This window comes from Pseudomonas sp. PL-6, assembly GCF_054110165.1.
The window spans coordinates 2,225,779-2,240,742 of the sequence record NZ_CM134189.1; the positions used below are offsets into that span (position 1 = coordinate 2,225,779).

Sequence of the window (14,964 nt, forward strand, 5' to 3'; positions counted from 1 at the left end):
AACAAAAACGCCCGGCTCAGCCGGGCGTCCTCGAGGCTGGTGCGGATCAGATGCGCTGGGCCTGGGCCACCGCGTTGCCGATGTAGCGGGCCGGGGTGAGTTGCTTGAGCTCGGCCTTGGCCTCGGCCGGCATGTCCAGGCCGTCGATAAAGGCCAGCAGCGCCTCGGGGCTGATGCCCTTGCCGCGGGTCAGCTCCTTGAGCTTCTCGTACGGGTTCTCGATGGCGTAGCGGCGCATCACGGTCTGGATCGGCTCGGCGAGCACTTCCCAGCAGGCGTCCAGATCTTCAGCAATACGCTGAGCATTGAGCTCCAACTTGCTGATTCCCTTGAGGCTGGCTTCGTAGGCGATCACGCTGTGGGCGAAGCCGACACCCAGGTTGCGCAGCACGGTGGAATCGGTCAGGTCGCGCTGCCAGCGGGAGATCGGCAGCTTGCTGGCCAGGTGCTGGAAGATCGCGTTGGCGATGCCGAGGTTGCCTTCGGAATTTTCGAAGTCGATCGGGTTGACCTTGTGCGGCATGGTCGAGGAGCCGATCTCGCCGGCCACGGTCTTCTGCTTGAAGTAACCGAGGGAGATGTAGCCCCAGACGTCGCGGTCGAAGTCGATGAGGATGGTGTTGAACCGGGCGATGGCGTCGAACAGCTCGGCGATGTAGTCGTGCGGCTCGATCTGGGTGGTGTAGGGGTTGAAGGTCAGGCCCAGGTCGCCTTCGATGAACTGGCGGGCGTTGGCTTCCCAGTCGATGGCCGGGTAAGCGGACAGGTGGGCGTTGTAGTTGCCCACGGCGCCGTTGATCTTGCCCAGCAGCGGCACCGCAGCGACCTGGGCGATCTGCCGCTCCAGGCGGTAGACCACGTTGGCCAGTTCCTTGCCCAGGGTGGTCGGCGAGGCCGGCTGGCCGTGGGTGCGCGACAGCATCGGCACCTCGGCGAACTTCACCGCCAGTTCACGGATGGCGTCGGCCAGCTGCTGCATCAGCGGCAGCAGCACGGTGTCGCGGCCTTCGCGCAGCATCAGGGCGTGGGACAGGTTGTTGATGTCCTCGCTGGTGCAGGCGAAGTGGATGAACTCGCTGACCTTGTCCAGTTCCGGCAGCTTGGCGGCCTGCTCCTTGAGCAGGTATTCCACCGCCTTGACGTCGTGGTTGGTAGTGCGCTCGATTTCCTTGACGCGCTCGGCGTGCTCGACGGCGAAGTTCTCCGCCAGCTGGTTGAGCAGGGCGTTGGCTTCGGCGGAGAAGGGCGCGACTTCGGCGATGCCTTCGTGGGCGGCCAGGCGCTGCAGCCAGCGCACTTCGACCAGCACGCGGCTACGGATCAGGCCGTATTCGCTGAAGATGGGGCGCAGGGCGCTGGTTTTGCCGGCGTAGCGGCCGTCGACGGGGGAAACCGCGGTGAGCGAGGAAAGCTGCATATGGGCGTTCTCGAGCTGTCGGGCTGAAAAGCCATCCGGTTTGCTGCGCATCGTGCCTGCTCCGATGAAGCGGGCTCTAGCTCAGCTGCCTGGACGGCCTCTGACGAAAAGGGCGCATATCATACATGAAAACGTCCGACTGACCGCCTATGCGTTGCGCCGGGCGACCGACAGCAGGCTGGCGGCGAAGATCAGTGCGGCGCCGAGCAGCGACAGGCGATCGGGCATCTCGCCCCACAGCAGCCAGGCGATCAGCCCGGCGAAGACGATGGCCAGGTAGGCGATCGGGCCGATCAGCCCCGGCGGCGCCAGGCCGTAGGCGCGCGACATGATGATCTGGCTGGCGGTGGCCAGCAGGCCGATGCCCAGCAGCCAGCCGAGCTGGTTGGCGGCGAGCGGCTGCCAGCTCCAGCTCAGCGGAATGGCGGAGAACAGCGCACTGAACAGCGAGAAGTAGAAAACGATGCGCGTCGCCGGCTCGCTGTCGCTCATCTCGCGGATGGAGACGAAGGCGAAGGCGGCCAGCAGGCTGGCGGCCAGGCCGATCAGCGCCGGGCCCTCGAACAGCGCGGCGCTGGGCTTGGCCACCAGCAGCACGCCGAACAGGCCGATCAGGCTGGTGAGCAGCATGCGCCGGGTCAGCGGCTCCTTGAGCCAGAAGTGGGCGATCAGCGGGGTGAACACCGGCGCCGAGTAGGTGAACAGCATGGCGTCGGCCAGCGGCAGGTGGGCGATGGCGTAGAAGAAGCAGTACATCGCCGCCAGGCCGTAGGTGGTGCGCCACAGGTGCGATTTCAGCCGTGTCGTGCGCAGCGGGCGTACCCCGCGCACCAGCAGCAGCGGCAGGAAGAACAGCACCCCGACCAGGTTGCGGAAGAACACCACCGACTCGTTGTTGACGCTGGCCGAGATTTCCCGGATGCCGACGCCGGTAAGGGCGAACAGCAGGGCGGACAGGGCCAGCAGCAGGGCGCCCTGCAGCGGCTTGACGCTGCGGCTCGGCGCGCCCATGGCGGTCAGCTGCGCATCAGTTGGTAGAGTTCCTTGAGCAGCTTGCCGCGGCTGAACACCAGCTGCCAGCGGTGACCGCCGAGCTGGCGCCACAGCCGCGCCGAACGGATGCCGGCGAGCAGCAGGGCGCGGATCTTCGCCGCGTTGCTCGGCTGCTGCAGAAAACGCATGTCGCCGTGCACCTGGATGCGCTGGCGGAAGGTGCTGATGGTGTCCTGGTACAGCCCGCCGCAGGCGGCGATGACGTTGTCGTGGACCAGGCCGAAGTGCTCGACCTGCTGCTGGATCTGATCCAGGCGGCTGCCCATCACCTGCAGCATGTCGCCGCGCTTGTCCAGCTGGCGCTCCAGGCCGAGCAGGGCCAGGGCGTAGCGCAGCGGCTCGCGCTGCAGTGCCGCGGGGTTGCGCTCCAGCGAGCTGACCAGCGCGCGATAACCGTCGCGCAGGTTGAGGTCGTCGCCGCCGTAGACGTCGAGCGTACTCTTCGGGTCGCGCACCAGCAGGCTGCCGAGCATGCAGCTCATCGACGCCTCGCTGACCTGGCCGGTGCGGGCGATCTTGTCGGCCAGCACCGCGGCCTCGAACACGGCGCCGAGGGCGACCAGTTGTTCCTGCGTCGGGTTCATCGGGCGTCCTCGTACCAGGGCTCGGCGGTCTCGATCACGCCGCCGCCGAGGCACACCTCGCCGTCGTAGAACACCACGGACTGGCCGGGCGTCACGGCGCGCTGCGGCTCGTCGAACACGGCGCGGTAGCCGCTTGCGGTCTGCTCCAGGGTGCAGGCCTGGTCGCCCTGGCGGTAGCGCACCTTGGCGCTCAGGCGGCGCGGGCTGCTCAGGTCCACCGGGTTGACCCAGTAGATATCCGAGGCGAGCAGGGCGCGGGAGAACAGCCAGGGGTGTTCGTTGCCCTGGCCGACGACCAGCACGTTGCGCGTCAGGTCCTTGCGCAGCACGTACCAGGGATCGTCGCCGGCGTCCTTGAGGCCGCCGATACCGAGGCCCTGGCGCTGACCGATGGTGTGGTACATCAGGCCGTGATGGCGGCCGATGACCTGGCCCTCGGTGGTCTCGATATCACCCGGCTGGGCCGGCAGGTACTGCTTGAGGAAATCGCTGAAGCGGCGCTCGCCGATAAAGCAGATGCCGGTGGAATCCTTCTTCTTCGCCGTGGCCAACTCGTATTTCTCGGCGATGGAGCGCACCTGCGGCTTTTCCAGCTCGCCGACCGGGAACAGGGTCTTGGCGATCTGCTCGCCGCCGACGGCATGCAGGAAGTAGCTCTGGTCCTTGTTCGGATCCAGGCCCTTGAGCAGCTCGGTGCGGCCGTCGACGTCGCGGCGGCGCACATAGTGGCCGGTGGCGATCAGGTCGGCGCCGAGCGACAGGGCGTAGTCGAGGAAGGCTTTGAACTTGATCTCGCGGTTGCACAGGATGTCCGGGTTCGGCGTGCGCCCAGCCTGGTATTCGGCCAGGAAGTGCTCGAACACGTTGTCCCAGTATTCCGCGGCGAAGTTGGCGGTGTGCAGCTTGATGCCGATGCGCTCGCACACGGCCTGGGCGTCGGCCAGGTCGTCCATGGCGGTGCAGTATTCGGTGCCGTCGTCTTCGTCCCAGTTCTTCATGAACAGGCCTTCGACCTGATAACCCTGTTCCAGCAGCAGCAGGGCGGAAACGGACGAGTCGACGCCGCCGGACATGCCGACGATCACGCGTTGGGTGCTAGGTGCTTGCATGGGAGTCTGCGAGTGAAGCCTGAAAAACTGGCGAGTCTACCAGAAAGCCTGCACCCGACGTGTAGGGCGTACTCGCGAAGCAGTACGCCAAGCGCGGGCTACTGCTTCAATCGCGCACCAGCTTCAGCGACCCGCGGATGCCCGCCAGGTAATCGTCCACGCAGCGCAGCACCAGTTCGCTGCGCCAGCGCTCGGGTTGCGCGGCCAGTTCGTCGCGGCTCAACCAGGCGATGCCGTGGATGTCGCTGTCCAGTGCGCGGGCCGGATCGTGGCGCAGCGGGTGGGCGATAAAGCACACCCGTTGGTAGGTCACGCCATTGCTCGGCGCGGTATAGAGATAAATGCCGAGCAGGCCGCTCAGCGCCACCTCCCAGCCGGTTTCTTCGAGGGTTTCGCGCAGCGCGGCCTGGCGCAGCGATTCATTGGCCTCCAGGTGCCCGGCGGGCTGGTTGAGCACCAGGCGGCCAGCCTTGAACTCCTCGACGAACAGGAAGCGGCCCTGGTCCTCGATGACCGTGGCCACGGTGATATGGGGCTGCCACTCCATTTCTGCTTCTCCAGTGATCTCTATGCAAAAAAGAACCCCGGCACTATGGCCGGGGTTCTCCGTGTTGCCGAGCCCTTATCAGGCGTTCAGCGCGGCCAAAGCGGCGTTGAAGGTGGCGCTGGGGCGCATCACCTGGCTGGTCAGCTCGGGGTTGGAGCGGTAGTAGCCACCGATGTCCACAGGTTTGCCCTGCACAGCGGCCAGTTCGGCGACGATGGTCGCTTCCTGCTCGGTCAGGGTCCTGGCCAGCGGGGTGAAGCGTGCCTTCAGCTCGGCGTCTTCGTTCTGCGCGGCCAGGGCCTGGGCCCAGTACAGCGCCAGATAGAAGTGGCTGCCACGGTTGTCCAGCTCGCCGACCTTGCGCGCCGGGGACTTGTTGTTGTCCAGCAGTTTGCCGGTGGCTTCGTCCAGGGTCTTGCCGAGGATCTTGGCCTTGAGGTTATCGGTCTTGATCCCGGTTTCTTCCAGGGAGACGGCCAGGGCCAGGAACTCGCCGAGGGAATCCCAGCGCAGGTAGTTCTCTTCGACCAGCTGCTGCACGTGCTTGGGCGCCGAACCGCCGGCGCCGGTTTCGTACATGCCGCCGCCGGCCATCAGCGGCACGATGGACAGCATCTTGGCCGAGGTGCCCAGCTCCATGATCGGGAACAGGTCGGTCAGGTAGTCGCGCAGCACGTTGCCGGTCACCGAGATGGTGTCCAGGCCGCGGGTCATTCGCTCCATGGACACGCGGATGGCTTCGTTGTAGCCCATCATGCGGATGTCCAGGCCAGTCAGGTCGTGGTCCTTCAGGTACAGCTCGACCTTCTTCTGCAGCTCGCGGTCGTGCGCGCGCTCCGGGTCCAGCCAGAAGATCGCCGGGGTGTCGGACTGACGGGCGCGGGTGACGGCCAGCTTGACCCAGTCGCGAATCGGCGCGTCCTTGGTCTGGCAGGCGCGCCAGATGTCGCCGGCCTCGACCTGGTGCTGCATCAGCACGGTGCCGTCGGCAGCGACGACGCGCATGGTGCCGTCGGCGGTCATTTCGAAGGTCTTGTCGTGGGAGCCGTATTCCTCGGCCTTCTGCGCCATCAGGCCGACGTTCGGCACGCTACCCATGGTGGTCGGGTCGAACGCACCGTTGGTTTTGCAGAAGTTGATCATTTCCTGATAGATGCGCGCGTAGGTGCTCTCAGGCATGACGGCCTTGGTGTCTTTCTGCTTGCCGTCCTTGCCCCACATCTGGCCGGAGTTGCGGATCATCGCCGGCATCGAGGCGTCGACGATGACGTCGCTCGGGATGTGCAGGTTGGTGATGCCCTTGACCGAGTCGACCATGGCCATTTCCGGGCGATGGGCGTAGACCTCGTGGATATCGTGCAGGATCTCTTCCTGCTGCGAGGCGGGCAGGGCCTTGATCTTGTCGTAGACGCTGCTGATGCCGTTGTTCGGGTTGACGCCCAGCTCCTTGAACAGCTCGCCGTACTTGTCGAACACGTCCTTGTAGTAAACGCTGACGGCGTGGCCGAAGACGATCGGGTGGGAGACCTTCATCATGGTCGCCTTGACGTGCAGGGACCACATCACGCCGGTTTCCTTGCAGTCCTGCAGGGTCTTCTCGAAGAAGTCGCGCAGCTTGCGGCAGCTCATGAACATGCTGTCGAACACTTCGCCTTCCTGCAGGGCGAGCTGCTTCTTGACCTCGACCTTGCCATCCTTGCCGACGAACTCGATGCGCACGTCACCGGCCTTGGCCATGGTGATCGACTGCTCGCTGGAGAAGAAGTCGCCGCCGCGCATGTAGTCGGCGTGGGACTGCGAGGCCATGCTCCACTTGCCCATGCTGTGCGGGTGCTTGCGCGCATAGGCCTTGACCGCGGCCGGGGCACGGCGGTCGGAGTTGCCTTCGCGCAGCACCGGGTTCACCGCACTGCCGAGTACCTTGGCGTAACGGGCACGGACTTCCTTCTCGGCTTCGCTCTGCGGGTCTTCCGGGTAGTCGGGCAGGGCGTAGCCCTGGGCCTGCAGCTCGGCGATGGCGCCCTTGAGTTGCGGCACCGAGGCGCTGATGTTGGGCAGTTTGATGATATTGGCTTCGGGCTGGGTGGCCAGTTCGGCCAGCTTGGCGAGGTCGTCCTCGATGCGCTTGTCGGCGCCCAGTTGGTCGGCAAAGCTTGCCAGGATCCGTCCAGCAAGAGAGATGTCGCGAGTTTCGACGGAGATGTCAGCCGATGCGGCGAAAGCTTCTACAATGGGCAGAAGCGAATAGGTGGCGAGGGCTGGAGCTTCGTCGGTGAAGGTGTAGATGATCTTCGAAGGGGTGGACATTTAGAGTTAACTCTCTTCTTTGCTGAGCGTGCACAGAAACTCGACGTGCGCGGGTAGGCGCCTGAACCCGGTCATTGATCGGGCTGGAGTCGAGGACTCGCCGCGGTGATGTTGGATGCACCAGTAGAGTGTCGAGCATTTCGAGCCAGCCAGCGGTGATAGCCACTGGCCGGTTTCAAGAGGTTGCCGTCCGGTTCGGGATGGGCGCCCCTTATGACTCGTTAGTCACCTAAGCAGTATATCACTGCGACGCCGCGTCGCAGAATGCCCAGTTGTATAAGACCAACGAACATGTGGTTCCACCCGATTCAACTGCGCTACTCTCGGGGGATTGCGCACAGTTCTAACCACAAGATGGAGTCCAGCATGGGATACCAAAAGATCCAGGTGCCAGCCAGCGGTGACAAAATCACCGTCAATGCCGACATGTCGCTCAATGTGCCGAACAACCCGATCATCCCCTTCATCGAGGGTGATGGTATCGGCGTGGATATTTCCCCGGTGATGATCAAGGTGGTCGACGCCGCCGTCGCGAAAGCCTATGGCGGTGCGCGCAAGATCTCCTGGATGGAGGTCTACGCCGGCGAGAAAGCTACCCAGGTCTACGATCAGGACACCTGGCTGCCCAAGGAAACCCTCGAAGCGGTGCGCGACTACGTGGTGTCGATCAAGGGCCCGCTGACCACGCCGGTGGGTGGCGGTATCCGCTCGCTCAACGTGGCCCTGCGCCAGGAACTCGATCTGTACGTCTGCCAGCGTCCGGTGCGCTGGTTCGAAGGCGTGCCCAGCCCGGTGAAGAAGCCCGGTGACGTGGACATGGTGATCTTCCGCGAGAACTCCGAGGACATCTATGCCGGCGTCGAATGGAAGGCCGGCAGCCCCGAAGCCGAGAAGGTCATCAAGTTCCTCACCGAGGAAATGGGCGTCAAGAAGATCCGCTTCACCGACATGTGCGGCATCGGCATCAAGCCGGTTTCCGAGGCGGGCACCAAGCGTCTGGTGCGCAAGGCGCTGCAGTACGCCGTCGACAACGACCGCAGCTCGGTAACCCTGGTGCACAAGGGCAATATCATGAAATTCACCGAGGGCGCGTTCAAAGAGTGGGGCTATGAGATCGCCCGCGACGAATTTGGCGCCGAGCTGCTCGATGGTGGCCCGTGGATGCAGTTCAAGAACCCGCGCACCGGCAAGAACATCGTGGTCAAGGACGTGATCGCCGACGCCATGCTGCAGCAGATCCTGCTGCGTCCGGCCGAGTACGACGTGATCGCCACGCTCAACCTCAATGGCGACTACCTGTCCGACGCCCTGGCGGCGGAGGTCGGCGGTATCGGCATCGCGCCGGGCGCCAACCTGTCCGACTCGGTGGCCATGTTCGAGGCGACTCACGGCACCGCGCCGAAGTACGCCGGCCAGGACAAGGTCAATCCGGGCTCGGTGATCCTCTCCGCCGAGATGATGCTGCGGCATATGGGCTGGGTCGAGGCGGCCGACCTGATCATCAAGGGCACCAACGGCGCCATCGCCGCCAAGACCGTGACCTACGATTTCGAGCGCCTGATGGAAGGGGCGACCCTGCTGTCCTGCTCGGAGTTCGGTGACGCGATGATCGCGCACATGTAACGGCGGGTTGTCGCATAAAGAAAGGCCGGTCAATTGACCGGCCTTTTTCGCGGCGATTTGCCAGGGTACTCAGACTTCGACAGTGCTAGCGGTACTCTGCGCCTGGGGTACTGCCGCAGGGGTGTCCTGGGCGGCGGCACTGATATTGACGGCGTGTAGTCCTTTCGGGCCCTGCACGATCTCGAAGCGGACCGGCTGGCCGGCCTTGAGTGTTTTATAACCTTCCATCTGGATGGCCGAGTAGTGGGCGAACAGGTCCTCATCTCGGCCGTCGGCCAGGATGAATCCATAGCCTTTGGCGTTGTTGAACCACTTGACCTTACCGCTGAGCATGCTGATATCCCTCTGCAAAGGACTCCATCTCTGGAGTATCATCCACTTCGATTCCGCGCGAAAACCAACCAGGCTGGGCGAGGGCGCGGAACCCCTGATACCCACTAATGGGTATTTATTGTTTGTAACACCCTTTTGCCGATAGTCAAGGCTATGCGGCGGACGGCTGAGAAGTCAGTCAAACTCCCTCTAGCATCCCTGTTCGTCCGGCCCTGAACCTCTGATTTCAGCATGCATGCAAGTAGCCAGATTCGACTAACATTCAATCAGGATCACCCGGCAGAGCATGAGGACGATTCCTCCGGCGTTGCTGTTCAGGAATCCAAGCCAGCATTACAGGCACCACCGATGTACAAGGTGGTCTTATTCAATGACGACTACACCCCGATGGATTTTGTCGTCGAAGTGCTCGAAGTGTTTTTCGGCATGAACCGGGAGCTGGCGACCAAGATCATGCTGACCGTCCATACAGAGGGGCGGGCGGTATGCGGCGTGTTCACCCGTGATATCGCGGAGACCAAGGCCATGCAGGTCAATCAGTACGCTAGGGAAAGCCAGCATCCGCTACTCTGTGAGATCGAGAAGGACGGTTAATGCCGGCCACTTGGGTATGAGGTGAAGCTATGTTGAATCGAGAGCTCGAAGTAACCCTCAATCTGGCTTTCAAGGAGGCGCGCGCCAAGCGTCATGAGTTCATGACGGTCGAGCACCTGCTGCTGGCCTTGCTGGATAACGAGGCGGCGGCCAGCGTGTTGCGCGCCTGTGGAGCCAATCTCGACAAGCTGCGCCATGATTTGCAGGAGTTCATCGACTCCACCACGCCGTTGATTCCCCAGCACGACGAAGAGCGCGAAACCCAGCCAACCCTGGGCTTCCAGCGCGTGCTGCAGCGCGCGGTGTTCCATGTGCAGAGTTCGGGCAAGCGCGAAGTCACCGGCGCCAACGTGCTGGTGGCGATCTTCAGCGAACAGGAAAGCCAGGCCGTGTTCCTGCTCAAGCAGCAGAGCGTGGCGCGTATCGACGTGGTCAATTACATCGCTCACGGCATCTCCAAGGTGCCGGGGCACGGCGATCATCACGAGAACGACCAGGAGATGCAGGACGAAGAGGGAGGCGAGGCCTCGGCCTCCAGCAATCCGCTGGACGCCTACGCCAGCAACCTCAACGAACTGGCGCGTCAGGGGCGCATCGACCCGTTGGTCGGTCGCGAGCACGAGGTCGAGCGCGTGGCGCAGATCCTCGCCCGGCGGCGCAAGAACAACCCGCTGCTGGTCGGTGAGGCTGGCGTCGGCAAGACCGCCATCGCCGAGGGCCTGGCCAAGCGCATCGTCGACGAGCAGGTACCCGATCTGCTGGCCGATAGCGTGGTCTATTCCCTGGATCTCGGCGCGCTGCTGGCCGGTACCAAGTACCGTGGCGATTTCGAGAAGCGCTTCAAAGCGCTGCTCAACGAGCTGCGCAAGCGGCCGCACGCCATCCTGTTCATCGACGAGATCCATACCATCATCGGTGCCGGTGCGGCGTCCGGCGGGGTGATGGACGCGTCCAATCTGCTCAAGCCGATGCTGTCCTCCGGCGAGATCCGCTGCATCGGCTCCACCACCTTCCAGGAGTTCCGCGGTATTTTCGAGAAAGATCGCGCCCTGGCGCGACGCTTCCAGAAGGTCGACGTGGTCGAGCCGTCGGTCGACGATACCTACGGCATTCTCAAGGGGCTCAAGGCGCGTTTCGAGCAGCACCACCATATCGAGTACAGCGACGAGGCCCTGCGTGCGGCGGCCGAGTTGGCCGCGCGCTATATCAATGACCGCCATATGCCGGACAAGGCCATCGACGTGATCGACGAAGCCGGTGCCTACCAGCGCCTGCAGCCGGAAGACAAGCGCGTGCCGCGCATCGAGGTGGCGCAGGTCGAGGACATCGTCGCCAAGATCGCGCGGATTCCGCCCAAGCACGTGTCCAGCTCGGACAAGGAACTGCTGCGCAACCTCGAGCGCGACCTCAAGCTCACCGTATTCGGCCAGGATGCCGCCATCGACTCGCTGGCCACGGCGATCAAGCTGTCGCGCGCCGGGCTCAAGGCGCCGGACAAGCCGGTCGGCTCCTTCCTCTTCGCCGGCCCCACCGGCGTGGGCAAGACCGAGGCCGCCCGGCAGTTGGCCAAGGCCATGGGCATCGAGCTGGTGCGCTTCGACATGTCCGAGTACATGGAGCGGCATACCGTGTCACGGCTAATCGGCGCGCCGCCCGGCTACGTCGGTTTCGACCAGGGCGGTCTGTTGACCGAGGCGATCACCAAGCAGCCGCATTGCGTGCTGCTGCTCGACGAGATCGAGAAGGCCCATCCGGAAGTCTTCAATCTGCTGCTGCAGGTGATGGATCACGGCACCCTGACCGACAACAACGGGCGCAAGGCGGATTTCCGCAACGTGATCCTGATCATGACCACCAACGCCGGGGCGGAAACTGCGGCGCGGGCGTCGATCGGCTTCACCCAGCAGGATCACTCCACCGATGCCATGGAAGTGATCAAGAAGAGCTTCACTCCGGAGTTCCGCAACCGCCTGGACACCATCATCCAGTTCGGCCGCCTGAGCCACGAGACGATCAAGAGCATCGTCGACAAGTTCCTCACCGAACTGCAGGCGCAGCTGGAGGACAAGCGCGTCACCCTGGAGGTCAGCGATGCGGCGCGCGGCTGGCTGGCCGAGCGCGGTTACGACGTCATGATGGGCGCCAGGCCGATGGCGCGCCTGATCCAGGACAAGATCAAGCGTCCGTTGGCGGAGGAAATCCTCTTCGGCGAGCTGGCCGAGCATGGCGGTGTGGTGCACATCGACATCAAGGATGGCGAGCCGAGCTTCGAGTACGAGACGGCGGCAGAAGTCGCCTGATCGGCTGGAAAGACGAACGAAAACGCCCGGCATATGCCGGGCGTTTTCGTTTGGTGCTTGGCTTAACGGGCGCGGTAGGTGATGCGGCCCTTGCTCAAGTCATAAGGTGTCAGCTCGACGCGCACCTTGTCACCAGTGAGAATGCGGATGTAATTCTTGCGCATCTTGCCGGAGATGTGCGCGGTAACGACGTGCCCGTTTTCCAACTCCACGCGGAACATGGTGTTGGGCAGGGTGTCGACGACAGTGCCTTCCATTTCGAAGCTGTCTTCTTTCGACATGCAGTAAAGCCCTCGGTATCCAGGAAATGGCCCGGTGCAACTGGCGCCAGGCAAAAGCGGCGTGCATTGTGCCCGAAAACAGGAGGCTGCGCCAAGGGGCTTGGCGGGGAGAGCTTGCTCGGTGGTGCGCGCGAGGCTCTAGGTCAGGAGAGTCCAGCGCTGATTGACGAACAGCTCGATGGGGCGGTACTGGGTCTTGTAGTTCATCTTGCGGCAGTTCTTGATCCAGTAGCCGAGATAGACGGCCTGCAGTCCCAGGCGCGCGGTTTCGCCGATCTGCCAGAGTATGGCGAAGCGCCCCAGGCTGCGACGCTCCTCGGCCGGGTCGTAGAAGGTGTAGACCGCTGACAGCCCGTTGGGCAGCAGGTCGGTCACGGCTATGGCTACCAGGCGACCGCGCAGACGGAATTCGTAGAAACGCGAAAACGGCAGGTCGCGCACCAGGAAGGTGGAGAACTGGTCGCGACTCGGCGGATACATGTCGCCATCGGCGTGGCGCTGCTCGATGTAGCGCACGTAGAGCGCGTAGTACTCCTCGGTGAAGGCCGGGCGCACGGGGCGCACGCTGATGTCTTGGTTGCGCTTGAGGATACGCCGCTGCTGGCGATTAGGGGTGAACACCGAGGCCGGGATGCGCGCCGGAACGCAGGCGGTGCACTGCTGGCAATGCGGGCGATAGAGGTGGTCGCCGCTGCGGCGAAAGCCCATTTCCGAGAGTTCGGCGTAGACCAGCACGTCCATGGGCTGACTGGGGTCGAGAAACAGGGTGGTGGCCTGTTCTTCGGGCAGATAGCTGCACGGATGAGGCTGGGTGGCGTAGAACTTCAGGCGGGCCAGCTCGGTCATGGCGGTGTCTCGGTAAAGCCTTGCCTAAGAGTGTAAGCCAAGTTCGGCTGCAAGCTACAGGCCCTCAGGCTGCCAGTGGTGCGAGTGGATTCGGGGGTGTAGGGCGGCTCGGAACGCCGAGCGCTTGCAGCGCCGGCGGACAGTCCGTCGGGCCATGGGGCGTGCAGCTTCGCGCACGGATAGGTGCCCGCGACGCCCTAGGCGAGCCAGTTTGCCGTGTTGGGCAGGTCCAGATGGCGCTGCAGGTAGTCGGCGAAAGCCGTGCGGGGGATGGCGCGGGCGCCGAAGCTGTGCAGGTGCTGGGTGGGCATCTGGCAGTCGATCAGGACGAAGCCCCACTGGCGCAGCTTGTCGACCAGGGTGGCGAACCCCACCTTGGAGGCGTTGTCGGCGCGGCTGAACATGGATTCGCCGAAGAACAGCTGGCCGATGGCCAGGCCATAGAGGCCGCCGACCAGTTCCTCGCCCTGCCAGACCTCCACCGAATGGGCGATGCCGCGGCGGTGCAGCTCCAGGTAGGCGTCCTGCATGCTCGGGGTGATCCAGGTGCCGTCGGCGTAATCGCGCGGTGCGGCGCAGGCGCGGATCACCGCGGCGAAATCCCGGTCGAAGGTGACCCGATAACGCTGCTGGCGCAGTAGCTTGGCCAGGCTGCGGGAGAGATGCAGTTCGTCGGGAAACAACACGGTGCGTGGATCGGGCGACCACCAGAGAATCGGCTGGCCGTCCTGGAACCAGGGGAAGCAGCCGTGGCGGTAGGCGCCGATCAGGCGATCGGCGCTGAGGTCGCCGCCAGCCGCGAGCAAGCCGTTGGGCTCGCGCATGGCCTTGGCCAGTGGCGGGAATGCCAGGGAGTCGCGTTGCAGCCAGGTCAGCATGCGGGGTGTCCGGCGGAGCAGGGCAGGGGAGAGGGCGAGCGAAGCGGCTCGCCCGGGTGGATCAATGGCTGTCGAGGAACTTCTCGACGTCCAGTGCCGCCATGCAGCCTGCACCGGCGGAGGTGATGGCCTGACGGTAGACGTGGTCGGCCACGTCGCCGGCGGCGAATACGCCGTCGATACTGGTGGCGGTGGCGTTGCCTTCGCTGCCGCCCTTGATCAGCAGGTAGCCGTCGCGCATCTCCAGCTGGCCGGTGAACAGCTCGGTGTTGGGCTTGTGGCCGATGGCGATGAACACGCCGGCCAGCGGCAGTTCCTTGGTGGCGCCGTTCTCGGTGCTCTTCAGGCGCACGCCGGTGACGCCGGTCTGGTCGCCCAGCACCTCGTCGAGGGTGTGGTTCCAGTGCAGCTTGATATTGCCGTTGGCAGCCTTGTCGAACAGTTTGTCCTGCAGGATCTTCTCCGAGCGCAGCTTGTCGCGGCGATGAACCAGGTGCACTTCCTTGGCGATGTTGGATAGGTACAGCGCCTCTTCCACGGCGGTGTTGCCGCCGCCGATCACCGCCACCACCTGGTTGCGGTAGAAGAAGCCGTCGCAGGTGGCGCAGGCCGATACGCCCTTGCCGGAGAAGGCTTCTTCCGAGGGCAGGCCGAGGTACTGGGCGCTGGCGCCGGTGGCGATGATCAGTGCGTCGCAGCTGTAGGTGCCGCTATCGCCCTTGAGCACGAAGGGACGGCTCTGCAACTCGGCGGTATGGATGTGGTCGTAGATGATCTCGGTGTCGAAGCGTTCGGCATGCTTCTGCATGCGCTCCATCAGCGCCGGGCCGGTCAGGCCTTCGACGTCGCCCGGCCAGTTGTCCACCTCGGTGGTGGTGGTGAGTTGGCCGCCGGGTTGGATGCCGGTGATGACCACAGGCTTGAGATTGGCGCGAGCGGCGTAGACGGCTGCGCTATAACCGGCAGGGCCGGAGCCCAGGATAATCAGGCGTGAATGCTTGACTTCGCTCATAAAAAAACCCCATAAGCCTTTGTCACAAAAGAGAATGCGTGCTCCAATTGAGCCGCATGGAAGCTGCTGCCGGCTATGCT

General features: G+C 64.0%; 14 protein-coding genes. 3 read left to right on the forward strand and 11 right to left on the reverse strand.

Annotation, left to right across the window (positions count from 1 at the left end; genetic code table 11):
* Positions 1 to 46 precede the first annotated feature (46 nt).
* The 6 genes from purB to ACW9UL_RS10360 form a co-directional block, all read right to left on the reverse strand.
* Positions 47 to 1,417, reverse strand: coding sequence for an adenylosuccinate lyase (gene purB, locus ACW9UL_RS10335; RefSeq protein WP_457790592.1), 1,371 nt, complete (start codon positions 1,415 to 1,417; stop codon positions 47 to 49).
* Positions 1,418 to 1,564: 147 nt separating this feature from the next.
* Entirely contained in the window at positions 1,565 to 2,428 is an 864-nt protein-coding gene (locus ACW9UL_RS10340) for a DMT family transporter (RefSeq protein ID WP_021445851.1), read from the reverse strand.
* A gap of 5 nt (positions 2,429 to 2,433) precedes the next feature.
* Positions 2,434 to 3,054 (reverse strand): high frequency lysogenization protein HflD, encoded by a 621-nt coding sequence (gene hflD / locus ACW9UL_RS10345; protein ID WP_021445852.1) that lies wholly within the window; start codon positions 3,052 to 3,054, stop codon positions 2,434 to 2,436.
* Positions 3,051 to 4,163 (reverse strand): tRNA 2-thiouridine(34) synthase MnmA, encoded by a 1,113-nt coding sequence (gene mnmA / locus ACW9UL_RS10350; protein ID WP_457790595.1) that lies wholly within the window; start codon positions 4,161 to 4,163, stop codon positions 3,051 to 3,053. The genes hflD and mnmA overlap by 4 nt, the downstream gene beginning before the upstream one ends.
* Before the next feature lie 106 nt (positions 4,164 to 4,269).
* A complete protein-coding gene (locus tag ACW9UL_RS10355; protein WP_457790597.1) occupies positions 4,270 to 4,710 on the reverse strand; it encodes an NUDIX hydrolase in 441 nt (146 codons plus the stop codon).
* Positions 4,711 to 4,788: 78 nt separating this feature from the next.
* A complete protein-coding gene (locus ACW9UL_RS10360) occupies positions 4,789 to 7,017 on the reverse strand; it encodes an NADP-dependent isocitrate dehydrogenase (protein WP_457790599.1) in 2,229 nt (742 codons plus the stop codon).
* Between the two features lie 366 nt (positions 7,018 to 7,383).
* Between ACW9UL_RS10360 and icd the strand changes: the two genes are divergently transcribed.
* On the forward strand, positions 7,384 to 8,640 hold the full coding sequence (gene icd / locus ACW9UL_RS10365) for an NADP-dependent isocitrate dehydrogenase (protein WP_021445856.1): 1,257 nt from the start codon (positions 7,384 to 7,386) through the stop codon (positions 8,638 to 8,640).
* A 69-nt stretch (positions 8,641 to 8,709) separates the two neighbouring features.
* On the opposite strand, the gene cspD is transcribed toward icd, so the two are convergent.
* Entirely contained in the window at positions 8,710 to 8,973 is a 264-nt protein-coding gene (gene cspD, locus ACW9UL_RS10370) for a cold shock domain-containing protein CspD (RefSeq protein ID WP_457790601.1), read from the reverse strand.
* Positions 8,974 to 9,204: 231 nt separating this feature from the next.
* On the opposite strand from cspD, the gene clpS reads away from it, so the two are divergent.
* Both clpS and clpA read left to right on the forward strand, forming a co-directional pair.
* Positions 9,205 to 9,567 carry an ATP-dependent Clp protease adapter ClpS gene (clpS, locus tag ACW9UL_RS10375; RefSeq protein ID WP_031303861.1) on the forward strand — a complete coding sequence of 121 codons (363 nt, stop codon included), beginning with the start codon at positions 9,205 to 9,207 and terminating at the stop codon, positions 9,565 to 9,567.
* A gap of 29 nt (positions 9,568 to 9,596) precedes the next feature.
* Positions 9,597 to 11,867 carry an ATP-dependent Clp protease ATP-binding subunit ClpA gene (gene clpA, locus ACW9UL_RS10380; RefSeq protein WP_457790603.1) on the forward strand — a complete coding sequence of 757 codons (2,271 nt, stop codon included), beginning with the start codon at positions 9,597 to 9,599 and terminating at the stop codon, positions 11,865 to 11,867.
* A 62-nt stretch (positions 11,868 to 11,929) separates the two neighbouring features.
* On the opposite strand, the gene infA is transcribed toward clpA, so the two are convergent.
* From infA to trxB, 4 genes are all read right to left on the reverse strand, one after another.
* Positions 11,930 to 12,148, reverse strand: coding sequence for a translation initiation factor IF-1 (gene infA / locus ACW9UL_RS10385; protein WP_002553999.1), 219 nt, complete (start codon positions 12,146 to 12,148; stop codon positions 11,930 to 11,932).
* A gap of 138 nt (positions 12,149 to 12,286) precedes the next feature.
* Positions 12,287 to 12,994 (reverse strand): arginyltransferase, encoded by a 708-nt coding sequence (locus ACW9UL_RS10390; RefSeq protein ID WP_457790651.1) that lies wholly within the window; start codon positions 12,992 to 12,994, stop codon positions 12,287 to 12,289.
* A gap of 197 nt (positions 12,995 to 13,191) precedes the next feature.
* On the reverse strand, positions 13,192 to 13,872 hold the full coding sequence (gene aat, locus ACW9UL_RS10395) for a leucyl/phenylalanyl-tRNA--protein transferase (RefSeq protein WP_457790653.1): 681 nt from the start codon (positions 13,870 to 13,872) through the stop codon (positions 13,192 to 13,194).
* A 61-nt stretch (positions 13,873 to 13,933) separates the two neighbouring features.
* Positions 13,934 to 14,884, reverse strand: a complete 951-nt coding sequence (gene trxB, locus ACW9UL_RS10400; protein WP_122107819.1) for a thioredoxin-disulfide reductase — start codon at positions 14,882 to 14,884, stop codon at positions 13,934 to 13,936.
* Between the last annotated feature and the right edge of the window lie 80 nt (positions 14,885 to 14,964).

What these genes read in the sequence shown, in the direction of transcription:
- ACW9UL_RS10355 (WP_457790597.1), bottom strand. Translation starts at nt 4,710, where the DNA reads ATGGAGTGGCAGCCCCATATCACCGTGGCCACGGTCATCGAGGACCAG.
- hflD (WP_021445852.1), bottom strand. Translation starts at nt 3,054, where the DNA reads ATGAACCCGACGCAGGAACAACTGGTCGCCCTCGGCGCCGTGTTCGAG.
- purB (WP_457790592.1), bottom strand. Translation starts at nt 1,417, where the DNA reads ATGCAGCTTTCCTCGCTCACCGCGGTTTCCCCCGTCGACGGCCGCTAC.
- aat (WP_457790653.1), bottom strand. Translation starts at nt 13,872, where the DNA reads ATGCTGACCTGGCTGCAACGCGACTCCCTGGCATTCCCGCCACTGGCC.
- clpS (WP_031303861.1), top strand. Translation starts at nt 9,205, where the DNA reads ATGCATGCAAGTAGCCAGATTCGACTAACATTCAATCAGGATCACCCG.
- ACW9UL_RS10360 (WP_457790599.1), bottom strand. Translation starts at nt 7,017, where the DNA reads ATGTCCACCCCTTCGAAGATCATCTACACCTTCACCGACGAAGCTCCA.
- cspD (WP_457790601.1), bottom strand. Translation starts at nt 8,973, where the DNA reads ATGCTCAGCGGTAAGGTCAAGTGGTTCAACAACGCCAAAGGCTATGGA.
- infA (WP_002553999.1), bottom strand. Translation starts at nt 12,148, where the DNA reads ATGTCGAAAGAAGACAGCTTCGAAATGGAAGGCACTGTCGTCGACACC.
- ACW9UL_RS10340 (WP_021445851.1), bottom strand. Translation starts at nt 2,428, where the DNA reads ATGGGCGCGCCGAGCCGCAGCGTCAAGCCGCTGCAGGGCGCCCTGCTG.
- mnmA (WP_457790595.1), bottom strand. Translation starts at nt 4,163, where the DNA reads ATGCAAGCACCTAGCACCCAACGCGTGATCGTCGGCATGTCCGGCGGC.
- ACW9UL_RS10390 (WP_457790651.1), bottom strand. Translation starts at nt 12,994, where the DNA reads ATGACCGAGCTGGCCCGCCTGAAGTTCTACGCCACCCAGCCTCATCCG.
- icd (WP_021445856.1), top strand. Translation starts at nt 7,384, where the DNA reads ATGGGATACCAAAAGATCCAGGTGCCAGCCAGCGGTGACAAAATCACC.
- clpA (WP_457790603.1), top strand. Translation starts at nt 9,597, where the DNA reads ATGTTGAATCGAGAGCTCGAAGTAACCCTCAATCTGGCTTTCAAGGAG.
- trxB (WP_122107819.1), bottom strand. Translation starts at nt 14,884, where the DNA reads ATGAGCGAAGTCAAGCATTCACGCCTGATTATCCTGGGCTCCGGCCCT.